Source organism: Streptomyces sp. NPDC057474, assembly GCF_042802555.1.
In the GTDB taxonomy this organism is placed as follows: Bacteria; Actinomycetota; Actinomycetes; order Streptomycetales; family Streptomycetaceae; genus Streptomyces.
Window position 1 is genome coordinate 1 of record NZ_JBHVDX010000268.1, and the last position, 12,089, is coordinate 12,089.

Annotated in this window: 8 protein-coding genes; 7 read left to right on the plus strand and 1 reads right to left on the minus strand. The window is 70.2% G+C overall.

What is annotated here, in order from left to right; all coding sequences use genetic code 11:
- The first annotated feature begins 331 nt into the window (after positions 1-331).
- Positions 332-2,569, plus strand: a complete 2,238-nt coding sequence (locus ACFU53_RS41940) for a PQQ-binding-like beta-propeller repeat protein (RefSeq protein ID WP_384004989.1) — start codon at positions 332-334, stop codon at positions 2,567-2,569.
- Between the two features lie 246 nt (positions 2,570-2,815).
- Positions 2,816-4,204, plus strand: a complete 1,389-nt coding sequence (locus ACFU53_RS41945) for a glycoside hydrolase family 16 protein (protein WP_384004991.1) — start codon at positions 2,816-2,818, stop codon at positions 4,202-4,204.
- A 94-nt stretch (positions 4,205-4,298) separates the two neighbouring features.
- Here the strand turns inward: ACFU53_RS41945 and ACFU53_RS41950 are convergent, their stop codons facing one another.
- Positions 4,299-5,186: a helix-turn-helix domain-containing protein gene (locus ACFU53_RS41950; protein ID WP_384004993.1), complete on the minus strand. Its 888-nt coding sequence runs from the start codon at positions 5,184-5,186 to the stop codon at positions 4,299-4,301.
- 135 nt (positions 5,187-5,321) lie between these two features.
- Here ACFU53_RS41950 and tkt point away from each other — a divergent pair, with 135 nt between their 5' ends.
- The 5 genes from tkt to gnd are packed head-to-tail and all read left to right on the plus strand — an operon-like array spanning position 5,322 to position 11,959.
- A complete protein-coding gene (tkt, locus tag ACFU53_RS41955; RefSeq protein ID WP_384004994.1) occupies positions 5,322-7,403 on the plus strand; it encodes a transketolase in 2,082 nt (693 codons plus the stop codon).
- Between the two features lie 6 nt (positions 7,404-7,409).
- Positions 7,410-8,591 (plus strand): transaldolase, encoded by a 1,182-nt coding sequence (gene tal / locus ACFU53_RS41960; protein WP_384004996.1) that lies wholly within the window; start codon positions 7,410-7,412, stop codon positions 8,589-8,591.
- Positions 8,588-10,117, plus strand: a complete 1,530-nt coding sequence (gene zwf, locus ACFU53_RS41965; RefSeq protein WP_384004998.1) for a glucose-6-phosphate dehydrogenase — start codon at positions 8,588-8,590, stop codon at positions 10,115-10,117. Before tal ends, zwf begins: the two co-directional genes overlap by 4 nt.
- Positions 10,114-11,079: a glucose-6-phosphate dehydrogenase assembly protein OpcA gene (gene opcA / locus ACFU53_RS41970; protein WP_384005000.1), complete on the plus strand. Its 966-nt coding sequence runs from the start codon at positions 10,114-10,116 to the stop codon at positions 11,077-11,079. The genes zwf and opcA overlap by 4 nt, the downstream gene beginning before the upstream one ends.
- Position 11,080: 1 nt before the next feature.
- The gene (gene gnd, locus ACFU53_RS41975) at positions 11,081-11,959 is read left to right on the plus strand and encodes a phosphogluconate dehydrogenase (NAD(+)-dependent, decarboxylating) (protein ID WP_384005002.1); all 879 of its coding nucleotides are present in this window, start codon (positions 11,081-11,083) and stop codon (positions 11,957-11,959) included.
- Positions 11,960-12,089: the final 130 nt, after the last annotated feature.

Genomic DNA, 12,089 nt, shown 5'->3' on the forward strand with positions numbered 1-12,089 from the left:
GCCGGGGCCCTCGGCCCCGGCCGCCGCCTGCCTGCGGCATCGCTTCCGGTCACTCGCGTCCACACGGCGCAGCCGCAGATCGCCGGGCCCCGTACCCCAGACGGGCACCCGCCCCGGCACGCTGCGCTGCTCATTGATCACGCCCCATACGCGCCTCACGCAGCGTCATTCGCCGGTGCCCTCGTCGTCCTCGTCGAGGTGGCCCTGGCACCGCGGCACCGATCAGCGCCACGGCCTCGCACCGCTCTCCGGCGCCCCCGGTCGGGCGCCTGCTCCCGCATCCCCTAGGCTGATCCGCCGCAGCTGTCGTACGACAAGAGCGTGGTGGGAAATGCCGCTGAGGGACGACGATCCCACCGTCATAGGCGGGTACGCCCTGGAGAACCGGCTCGGCGCGGGTGGCATGGGCGTCGTCTACCTCGCCCGGTCCGCGTCGGGGCGGCTGGTCGCGATCAAGCTGGTGCACGCCCAGTACTGCGACGACGAGGAGTTCCGGTCCCGGTTCCGGCAGGAGGTCGCGGCGGCGCGCCGGGTGAGCGGGGCGTTCACCACCCCCGTGGTGGACGCCGACCCGGAGGCCGGCCGGCCCTGGATGGCGACGTCGTACGTGCCGGGGCCGACCCTCTCCGATCTGGTGCGCGAGGAGGGTCCGCTGGGCGGGGCCCGGATCCGGGGTCTCGCGCTGGGGCTCGTCGAGGCGCTGCGGGACATCCACCGGGCGGGTGTCGTGCACCGGGACCTGAAGCCGGCGAACGTCCTCATGGCCGAGGACGGCCCACGTGTCATCGACTTCGGCATCTCGCGCGCCGTCGACAACCTGCCGCTCACCGTGACCGGCCGGGTGATCGGCACGCCGCCGTTCATGTCGCCGGAGCAGCTGCGCTCGCCGAGGGACGTCACCGCCTCGTCGGACGTTTTCTCCCTCGGGTCCCTGCTGGTGTACGCGGCCAGCGGGCACAGCCCGTTCAAGGCGGAGAGCCCCTATCTGGCGGGCTACCAGGTCATGTTCGAGGCACCGAAGCTGGACGCGGTGCCCGAGCCGTTGCGGAGCATCGCCGAACGATGCCTGGACAAGGACCCGGAAACCCGACCTGAGCTCGCCGAACTGCACCGCCTGTTCCTGGAGTTGCCGACCTCATCCGAGGCCGGCCGGCCTGTCGCCGAGCCGGCGTCCGGGCCACTCGACCGGCCGACGAACGACCGGCCGACGGACCACGGGCGAACAGACGCCGGACGGGCGGACGACAGGACGGCGAACGACCGACCGGCATACGGACGCCGCACGAAGCGCCGCGCCAAACGGCAGTTGATCCTCGTCGGCCTCGGCGCCGCCGTCACCGTCGCCGCGTTGAGCGCCGCGCTGCTCGTGTACGCGAGGGCCGAGGACAGCGCGACGTCGTCCGGCACCGCCGTCGAATACCGTTCCGCCTCCCTCCCCGAGGGCTGGCAGCCGTGGCGTACGCCGCTGCGGAACGACGAGGGCTTCCCCGCCGAGTACGTCGCGACCGGCTACAAGGAACCGGGGTGTCTGACGGACGGAACTGACCTGTACTGCGGCGGTACGGGCTTCGTCGTCGCGAAGGTGGACGCCGCGACCGGCGGGATGGGCTGGCGGTACGGCACCCTGCCCCAGACCTCGCACCCCATCGGTGTGCGGGACGGCCTGGTCTACGCCTACGCGGAACCCGACACCACCAACCGGCGCCTGGTGGCCCTGGACACCCGGACCGGGAAGGAGCGGTGGGCCCGGTCCATCAGCGCCAGCGACGGGCCCCATCTCTACGACGGCGGCATCCTCGCCCTCGCGCCCGACCACCAGGAGCTGGTCGCCTACTCCACGGCGGGCGACGAGCTGTGGCGGACGTCCGTGCCCGGCGAGGTGAGCTGCGTTCCCTCGGTGCTCGGCGACGACCCGTACGAACTGTGCTGGAAGGGCCGCGAGTTCCTCGACACCAGCCCGTTCACGCTCGTAGGGCTCGATCCGGACGACGGCACACGGCGGGAACTCACCCCGCTGCCCAAGAAGTCGCTCGCCCTGGGCGCCGTCGACGGACAGCCGCTGTTCCTCAAGGCGGAGACCACCGAAGAGGTGTACCAGGCCGGATACGAGCGGCCGTACAACGCGTTCCTGCGGGTCGACCCGGACACCGGGAAGGCCACCCGGATCCCGCTGGAGCGGGCGCTGCGCGGCTCGGCGACGCTGGTGGACGGGGTCGTGTACTTCGTGCGGACCAACGGGTCGGTCACCGCAGTGTCGGCGACCAGCGGCAAGGAGCTGTGGGAACGGGCCACCGACATGGAGAACCTGTCCGCCCCGGCGGTGTCGGCGGCCCGTGACGAGATCTACTTCGCCAACCGGTTCGGCCGGCTGCTGGCCCTGGACGGCGACACGGGCGGCGAGTTGTGGCGTACGGACGCGCTCGACGACCCCGGGGACATCGCGGCGGAGGCCCCGCCCAGAGTGCTGCTCGTGGACGACGCGGTCGTGGCGGTGGCCGGGGACACGGCGTTCTCGGTGAACCCGGACGAGCCGAAGGCCCGGCCGTCCGCGTCCGCAGCCGGAGACTGAAGCCCACCACCGGGGGCTGACCGGCCGTCATCTCGCCCCTTGACGGGTTACCGCCCGAGAACGGCCGATCTTCACAGGGTGAACTCGCCCCTCCCGCAAGGACTTTCTCCGCTTTAACTCTTGACGACCGCAGCGCCGGAGCGCACATTGACCGCACGCTCTTCTCTGAGAGCGCTCTCAGGACGGGACTCCACGGAGCGCTCCCCCCACCCGCGCATTTCACTCCGTACACCCGAAGAGGCCGCTATGAGTGAAACCTCCGGCATACCCATCAGACGTCGTCGCCCGCTCAGGCGCGCGTTCCTCGCCATGGCCGGCGCGTTGGCGCTGGCCACGGCCTGGGCGACGACCGCGCAGGGAGCCGCCCCCACACCGCCCGCCGGCTGGACCCAGGTCTTCGTCGACGACTTCAACGGCACCGCCGGCACGGGCGTCAACACCTCCAACTGGCAGTACGCGACCGGGACCTCCTACCCCGGCGGCCCCGCCAACTGGGGCACCGGTGAGGTCGAGACGATGACGAACAGCACCAACAACGTCTCGCTCGACGGCAACGGCAACCTCCGCATCACCCCGCTGCGCGACTCGGCGGGCAGGTGGACCTCGGGGCGGATCGAGACCAACCGCACCGACTTCCAGCCCCCGGCCGGCGGCAAGCTGCGGGTCGAGTCCCGGCTCCAGATGCCGAACGTCACCGGGACGGCCGCCGAGGGCTACTGGCCGGCGTTCTGGATGCTGGGCGCCCCCTACCGGGGCAACTACCAGAACTGGCCGAGCGTCGGCGAGCTGGACATCATGGAGAACGTGCAGGGCCGCAATCAGGTCTGGGCCACGATCCACTGCGGCACCAACCCCGGCGGCCCGTGCAACGAGACGACCGGCATCGGTAACTCCACCACGTGCCCGGGCACGACCTGCCAGTCCGGCTTCCACACCTACACCATGGAGTGGGACCGCTCGGTGACCCCGGAGGCCATCCGGTTCTCCGTCGACGGCGGCACCTTCCACACGGTCACCGCGAACCAGGTCGACGCGACGACCTGGAGCAACGCCACCAACCACGGGTTCTTCATCATCCTGAACGTGGCGATGGGCGGCGCCTTCCCGGACGCGTTCGGGGGCGGCCTGGACGGCGACACCCGGTCCGGTGTCCCGATGGTCGTCGACTATGTGCAGGTGCTGTCGGCGAGCGGGGGCACCACCACACCGCCGCCGACGGGCACCCGTGACGCGTACAGCGCCATCCAGGCCGAGTCGTACAACAGCCAGAGCGGCACCCTCACCGAGACCACGACCGACACCGGCGGCGGCCAGAACATCGGCTCGCTCGCGGGCGGCGACTGGGCGCTGTTCCAGAACGTCAACTTCGGTTCCACGGCCGCCACGCAGTTCGTCGCCCGGGTGGCCTCCGGCGCCAACCCCGGTGTGAGCGGCCTGGTCGAGGTCAGACTCGACAGCCGTACGAGCACCCCGGTCGGCAGCTTCTCGATCGCCAACACCGGCGGCTGGCAGTCCTGGCGGACGGTGCCCGCGAACATCAGCGGGGTCACCGGCACCCATGACGTCTATCTGACCTTCACGAGCGGTCAGTCGCAGGACTTCGTGAACGTGAACTGGTTCAACTTCGGTCGCTGAGCGGCAGGTCGGCACCGTCCCGAGGGGCTTCGCGCACGCGCGCGGGGCCCCTCAGGCACATTCGCGCCGGTCGTGCGCGTTCACCCCGGAAGGGTCACCGCATCTCCGCCCGGAACGCCACCGGCGTCGTCCCGGTGTGCAGATGGAAGAACTTGGAGAAGTTCGCCGAATCGGGGAAGCCGACGGCCACGCCGACGCGGCCGATCGGCAGGTCCGTGTGGGCCAGCAGCCGTTTCGCCTCCAGGACGACCCGCTTGTCGATGAAGCCCTTGGGCGTCTCGCCGGTCGCGGCGCGGACCGCGCGGACGAGGGTGCGGCGGGAGTAGCCGAGGGCGTCGGCGTACGCGCTGACGCTGTGGTTGTCGGCGAAGCCCCGCTCGACGGCGTCCCGGAAGCGGGTGAAGGTGGTGTCGTCGGGCCGTCGCTCCGCCTCGGCCGAGCCGGCGGCGAGATGGGCGAGGCGCAGCAGGAAGGCCGTCAGGGAGTGCCGCAGTACGGCGGTGTGGAGACTGAGCGGCAACGTAGCGGTGTCCACGTACTCGCGTTCGAGCTGGGCCAACGAGTCGCGCAGGCCCGCCAGTTGGGCGCTGTCAGGGCGCAGCAGCGGCGGCAGGTCGTAGCGGTAGAGGCCGGTCGCCTCGACGGTCGCGCGGGGCAGGAAGCCCGGTTGCATGGTGAGGACGCTCCCGCGGTACTCGGTCCCGCGTGAGAAACGATGCACCTGCCCCGGACGGATCCACAACAGGTCTCCCGCGCCCACCTCGTACCCGGTGAAGTCGATCATGTGGCGCACCGGGCCGCCGTCGAACAGCATCACCACATGGAAGTCGATGCGGTGGACCCCTTCCTGGGGTATGTCCGCATGCCAGGGCCCACGGTCCTCCATCGGGCGGACCTGCATACCGACACCGGAGAGGCTGCGGTCGACGGGGAACGGGAAGGTCTTGATCCGGTCGCCGTCCGGGAAGTCTCTGTGCGTCATGTCCTCGCCGCCGCGTCGTCGGTGTCCCAGTTTCACCGAAGGCTGGCACACCACCACCTTCCCGAACAAAAGTCAGACTTTTACTTTTGAAGACGTCAGAGCAGTTCCGCCGTCTCTATCGAGGACTTCTTGAAGATGAACTGGACAGAACTCGACCGGCGCGCCGTCGACACCGCCCGTCTGCTGGCCGCCGACGCCGTGCAGAAGGTCGGCAACGGGCACCCGGGAACGGCGATGAGCCTCGCACCCGCCGCGTACACGCTCTTTCAGAAGGTGATGCGTCACGATCCCGCCGACCCCGAGTGGACCGGCCGCGACCGCTTCGTCCTCTCCCCCGGCCACACCTCCCTGACCCTCTACACCCAGCTCTTCCTCGCCGGTTACGAGCTGGAGCTGGACGATCTGAAGGCGTTCCGGACGCACGGGTCGAAGACGCCGGGCCACCCCGAGTACGGGCACACGGCGGGCGTCGAGACCACCACCGGTCCGCTGGGCCAGGGCGCCGCCAACGCCGTCGGCATGGCGATGGCCGCCCGCTACGAGCGCGGCCTGTTCGACCCGGACGCTCCCGAGGGGGCGTCCCCGTTCGACCACACCGTCTGGACGATCGTCTCCGACGGCGACCTGGAGGAGGGCATCTCCGCCGAGGCCTCGTCGCTGGCGGGCCATCAGAAGCTGGGCAACCTCGTCTTCCTGTACGACGACAACCACATCTCCATCGAGGGCGACACCGCCACCGCGTTCTCCGAGGACGTACTGAAGCGGTACGAGGCGTACGGCTGGCATGTGCAGCGGATCGATCCCGCCTTCAACGGCAACGTCGACGTGCACGCCCTGTACGACGCGCTGCTGGCCGCGCGGGAGGAGACCGGGCGCCCCTCGATCATCGCCATGCGCACGATCATCGCCTGGCCGGCCCCGGGTGCCCAGAACACCGAGGCCTCGCACGGCTCGGCGCTCGGCGAGGACGAGGTCGCGGCCACCAAGCGGGTCCTCGGCTTCGACGCGAACAAGACCTTCGACGTCGCGGACGACGTCCTCGCCCACACCCGCCGGGCCCTCGACCGGGGCGCCGAGGCGCACGCCGCCTGGGACAGGCGGATCGCCGAGTGGCGCGCCGCCTCCCCCGAACGGGCCAGGCTCTTCGACCGGGTGGTCGCGGGCCGGCTGCCCGAGGGCTGGGAGCAGGCGCTGCCCGTCTTCGAGGAGGGCACGTCGGTGGCGACCCGGGCCGCGTCCGGCAAGGTGCTTCAGTCGCTGGGCGCGGTGATACCCGAGCTGTGGGGCGGCTCGGCCGACCTCGCCGGTTCGAACAACACGACCATCGACAAGGCCAGCTCGTTCCTCCCGGCGGGCAACCCGCTCCCGGAGGCCGACCCGTACGGTCGCACCATCCATTTCGGCATCCGTGAACACTCCATGGCCGCCGAGATGAACGGCATCGCGCTGCACGGCAACACCCGTGTCTACGGCGGCACGTTCCTCGTGTTCTCCGACTACATGCGCAACGCCGTCCGCCTCTCCGCGCTGATGCAGCTCCCGGTGACGTACGTCTGGACCCACGACTCGATCGGTCTCGGAGAGGACGGCCCGACACATCAGCCGGTCGAACACCTGGCCTCCCTGCGGGCCATCCCCGGCCTGAACATCGTCCGCCCGGCCGACGCCAACGAGACGGCCGTCGTCTGGGCCGAGATCCTGAAGCGGCACGCCACGAACCCGGCCCCGCACGGGCTGGCGCTCACCCGCCAGGGCGTGCCGACGTACGGGCTCAACCCCGAGGCCGTGAAGGGTGGTTATGTCCTGCTGGAGTCCTCGACCGGGACGCCGGACGTGATCCTGATCGCCACGGGTTCCGAGGTGCAGCTGGCCGTCGCCGCGCGGGAGCGGCTGGAGGCCGAGGGGGTCGGGACGCGGGTGGTGTCGATGCCGTCGGTGGAGTGGTTCGAGGAACAGCCGCGCGAATACCGCGAGAACGTGCTGCCGCCGTCCGTGAAGGCCCGCGTGGCGGTCGAGGCGGGGATCGGTCTGACCTGGTACCGCTACGTCGGTGACCACGGCCGCATCGTCTCCCTCGAACACTTCGGCGCCTCCGCCGACGCGAAGACCCTGTTCGCCGAGTACGGCTTCACCCCCGAGAACGTCGTCACCGCCGCGAGGGCTGTGCTTGATCAACGACTCGACTCACTGCCGTCCACGGTTGATGCGAGCGCCTGAAGGAAGATGATCATTGTGACCACCGAAGCGACCGTGGCGACCACCGCCTCGGAACCCCTGAAGCACCTCTCCGACGAGGGCGTCTCCGTCTGGCTCGACGACCTCTCCCGCGAGCGCGTCACCTCCGGCAACCTCGCGAAGCTCATCGAGAAGCGGCACGTCGTCGGCGTGACCACCAACCCGTCCATCTTCCAGGCCGCCATCGGCTCGGGAGAGGGCTACGAGGACCAGCTCGCCGACCTCGCCGTGCGCGGGGTGACGGTCGACGAGGCCGTACGGATGATGACGACCGCCGACGTCCGTGCCGCCGCCGACGTCCTGCGCCCGGTGTACGACGCGACAGCGGGGCGGGACGGCCGGGTCTCCATCGAGGTCGACCCCCGGCTGGCCCACGACACCGCGGCGACCGTCGCCGAGGCCAAGCAGCTCGCCTGGCTCGTCGACCGCCCGAACGTCATGATCAAGATCCCGGCGACGAAGGCCGGTCTCCCGGCGATCACCGAGGTCATCGGCCTCGGCATCAGCGTCAACGTGACGCTGATCTTCTCGCTGGAGCGCCACTTCGAGGTGATGCACGCCTATCTGGCGGGCCTGGAGAAGGCGCAGGCCGCGGGCCTCGACGTGTCCGCCATCCACTCCGTCGCCTCCTTCTTCGTCTCCCGCGTCGACACCGAGATCGACAAGCGGCTGACCCTGCTCGGCACGGCCGAGGCGCTCGCCCTCAAGGGCCGCGCCGCGCTCGCCAACGCGCGGCTCGCCTACGAGGCATACGAAGAGGTGTTCGGCGAGGCCGGCGATACGACCCACCCCGGCGGACGCTGGACCGCCCTCGCCGGGGCCCGCGCCAACAAGCAGCGCCCGCTGTGGGCCTCGACCGGCGTGAAGGATTCGGCGTACAAGGACACCCTGTACGTGGACGAGCTGGTCGCGCCCGGCACCGTCAACACGATGCCGCAGGCCACGCTCGACGCCGTCGCGGACCGTGGCGTCATCCACGGGAACACGGTGAGCGGCGGCTATGCACAGGCCCGCGCCGACCTCGCGGCCGTGGAGGCGCTCGGTGTCTCGTACGAGGAGGTCGTGAATCTGCTGGAGAACGAAGGCGTCGCCAAGTTCGAGGCGGCGTGGCAGGACCTGCTGGACGTGGTGGCGAAGTCCTTGAACAGCAAGGGAGTTGATGGGGAATGACCGCCGAGTGGCTCAACCCGCTCCGGGACGCGGACGACCGCCGGCTCCCCCGGATCGCGGGCCCGTCCGGGCTCGTCATCTTCGGGGTGACCGGTGACCTGTCCCGCAAGAAGCTGATGCCGGCCGTGTACGACCTGGCCAACCGAGGCCTGCTGCCGCCGGGTTTCTCGCTGGTGGGGTTCGCGCGCCGGGACTGGGAGGACGAGGACTTCGCGCAGATCGTGCACGACGCGGTGCGCGAGCACGCCCGCACCGAGTTCCGTGAGGAGGTCTGGCAGCAGCTCGCCGAGGGGATGCGGTTCATCCCGGGCGACTTCGGCGACGACGAGGCGTTCAAGCGGCTCCGCGAGGCCGTCGAGGAGCTGGACAGCTCCCGGGGCACGGGCGGCAACTTCGCGTTCTATCTCTCCGTGCCGCCGAAGTTCTTCCCGAAGGTCGTCAAGCAGCTCAAGAAGCACGGCCTCGCCAGTCCGCCCGACGGCTCCTGGCGGCGCGCGGTCATCGAGAAGCCGTTCGGCCACGACCTGGCCAGCGCCCGCGACCTGAACGCGGTCCTGCACGACGTGTTCGACCCCGAACAGGTCTTCCGCATCGACCACTACCTGGGCAAGGAGACCGTCCAGAACATCCTGGCGCTCCGCTTCGCCAACCAGATGTACGAGCCCATCTGGAACCGGAGTTACGTCGACCACGTGCAGATCACGATGGCCGAGGACATCGGCATCGGAGGCCGCGCCGGGTACTACGACGGCATCGGATCGGCCCGTGACGTCATCCAGAACCACCTCCTCCAACTGCTGGCCCTGACCGCGATGGAGGAACCGGCCTCGTTCGACGCCGAGTCGCTGCTGACCGAGAAGCTGAAGGCGCTCAAGGCCGTACGGCTGCCGGAGGACCTGGGCCGGCACACCGTGCGCGGCCAGTACGCGGCCGGCTGGCAGGGCGGCGAGCAGGTGCCCGGCTATCTGGAGGAGGACGGCATCGACCGGTCCTCGACGACGGACACGTACGCGGCGGTCAAGCTGGGCATCGACAACCGCCGTTGGGCGGGAGTCCCCTTCTACCTGCGGACGGGCAAGCGGCTCGGCCGCCGCGTGACGGAGATCGCGGTCGTCTTCCAGCGCGCCCCGCACTCCCCGTTCGACTCCACGGCCACCGAGGAGCTGGGGCAGAACGCGATCGTCATCCGGGTGCAACCGGACGAGGGGATGACCGTGCGCTTCGGTTCCAAGGTGCCGGGTACCTCGATGGAGATCCGGGACGTCACCATGGACTTCGCGTACGGCGAGTCGTTCACCGAGTCCAGCCCGGAGGCGTACGAACGGCTGATCCTGGATGTGCTGCTCGGCGACGCCAATCTCTTCCCCCGCCATCAGGAGGTGGAGGAGTCCTGGAAGATCCTCGACCCGATCGAGGAGTACTGGGCCGAACACGGCAGGCCGGCGCAGTACGCCTCGGGCAGTTGGGGCCCCGAGGAAGCGGACGAGATGCTCGCACGAGACGGACGGAGCTGGCGCAGGCCATGAAATTCGACCTGACTGACACCACGGCAAGCAAGATCAACAAGGCCCTGGTGAAGGGCCGCCGGGCCATCGGCACGCCCGCCGTGGGCATGGTCCTCACGATGGTGATCGTGACGGACGAGGAGAACGCGTACGACTCGATCAAGGCGGCCGAGGAGGCCTCGCACGAGCACCCCTCGCGCACCCTGGTCGTCATCAAGCGGCACGCCCGCACCCCGAAGGACCGCACCAAGTCGCACCTGGACGCGGAGGTGCGGGTCGGCGCCGACGCGGGCACCGGTGAGACGGTCGTGCTGCGGACGTACGGCGAGGTGTCCGACCACGCCGACTCCGTGGTGCTGCCGCTGCTGTTGCCGGACGCGCCGGTGGTGGTGTGGTGGCCGGTGGACGCTCCGGAGAACCCGGCGAAGGACCCGCTGGGCGCCCTCTCGCAGCGCCGGATCACCGACATGTACGCGGTGGAGACCCCGCTCGCCGCCCTGGAGCAGCGGGGCGCCTCCTACACCCCCGGCGACACCGACCTCGCGTGGACCCGGCTGACGCCGTGGCGTTCCATGCTGGCGGCCGCCCTCGACCAGGCCAAGGAGACCATCACCTCGGCCGCCGTGGAGAGCGAGGCCGACAACCCGAGCGCCGAACTGCTCGCCCGCTGGCTGGAGGCCCGTCTGGGCGTGTCGGTCGAGCGTGTGCTGACGGCTGGTCCGGTCGTGACGGGGGTGCGCCTCGGCACCGCGAAGGGCGAGATTGTCATCGACCGCCCCGAGGGCCCGCTCGCCACACTCACCCTGCCGGGCCAGCCGTCCCGCACCCTCGCGCTGAAGGTCCGCGCCACCTCGGAGCTGATCGCCGAGGAACTGCGGCGCCTCGACGCCGACGAGATGTACGCCATCGCCCTGCGCGGCGGCGACAACACCGACGACAAGACAGTTCGAAACGTTAGTGACACCCAGGGAGAAGTGAACTGACATGCAGCTCGGTCTGATCGGTCTCGGCAAGATGGGCGGCAACATGCGCGAGCGGATCCGCCGCGCCGGCCACACCGTCGTGGGCTACGACCGCAACCCCGACGTCTCCGACGTGGGCAGCCTGGCCGAACTGGTCGAGCGCCTCGACGGCCCGCGCACGGTCTGGGTGATGGTGCCCGCCGGTGGGGCCACCCAGTCCGTCGTCGACGAGCTGGCGGAGCTGCTGTCGCCCGGCGACACTGTCGTCGACGGCGGCAACTCCCGCTGGACGGACGACGAGAAGCACGCGGCCGAGCTGGGCGCGAAGGGTATCGGCTTCGTCGACGCGGGTGTCTCCGGGGGCGTGTGGGGGCTGGAGAACGGCTACGCCCTGATGGTCGGCGGCGACAAGGAGCACGTCGAGCGGCTCCAGCCGATCTTCGAGGCGCTCAAGCCGGAGGGGCCGTACGGCTACGTCCACGCCGGCAAGGTCGGTGCCGGGCACTTCTCCAAGATGGTCCACAACGGCATCGAGTACGCGATGATGCAGGCGTACGCCGAGGGCTGGGAGCTGTTGGAGAAGGTCGACTCGGTGACGGACGTCCGCGAGGTGTTCCGCTCCTGGCAGGAGGGGACCGTCATCCGCTCCTGGCTGCTGGACCTCGCCGTCAACGCGCTCGACCAGGACGAGCACCTGGAGAAGCTGCGCGGCTACGCCGAGGACTCCGGTGAGGGGCGGTGGACGGTCGAGGCCGCCATCGACCACTCGGTGCCGCTGCCGGCGATCACCGCGTCGTTGTTCACGCGGTTCGCTTCGCGTCAGGACGACTCCCCGCAGATGAAGATGATCGCCGCGCTGCGGAATCAGTTCGGGGGGCACGCGGTCGAGTCGACGAAGTAGACGAAGTAGGGGACGGAGTAGGCGAAGTAGGCAGGGCGTCTTCGGGGCGCGGGTACGTGCCGGAGCGTCGCGGCTGGTCACGCCCACGCGGCGGAGCCGCATATCGATACAGGCCCCGCGCCCTTTGGGG

What these genes read in the sequence shown, in the direction of transcription:
- ACFU53_RS41940 (WP_384004989.1), top strand. Translation starts at nt 332, where the DNA reads ATGCCGCTGAGGGACGACGATCCCACCGTCATAGGCGGGTACGCCCTG.
- ACFU53_RS41945 (WP_384004991.1), top strand. Translation starts at nt 2,816, where the DNA reads ATGAGTGAAACCTCCGGCATACCCATCAGACGTCGTCGCCCGCTCAGG.
- ACFU53_RS41950 (WP_384004993.1), bottom strand. Translation starts at nt 5,186, where the DNA reads ATGACGCACAGAGACTTCCCGGACGGCGACCGGATCAAGACCTTCCCG.
- tkt (WP_384004994.1), top strand. Translation starts at nt 5,322, where the DNA reads ATGAACTGGACAGAACTCGACCGGCGCGCCGTCGACACCGCCCGTCTG.
- tal (WP_384004996.1), top strand. Translation starts at nt 7,410, where the DNA reads ATGATCATTGTGACCACCGAAGCGACCGTGGCGACCACCGCCTCGGAA.
- zwf (WP_384004998.1), top strand. Translation starts at nt 8,588, where the DNA reads ATGACCGCCGAGTGGCTCAACCCGCTCCGGGACGCGGACGACCGCCGG.
- opcA (WP_384005000.1), top strand. Translation starts at nt 10,114, where the DNA reads ATGAAATTCGACCTGACTGACACCACGGCAAGCAAGATCAACAAGGCC.
- gnd (WP_384005002.1), top strand. Translation starts at nt 11,081, where the DNA reads ATGCAGCTCGGTCTGATCGGTCTCGGCAAGATGGGCGGCAACATGCGC.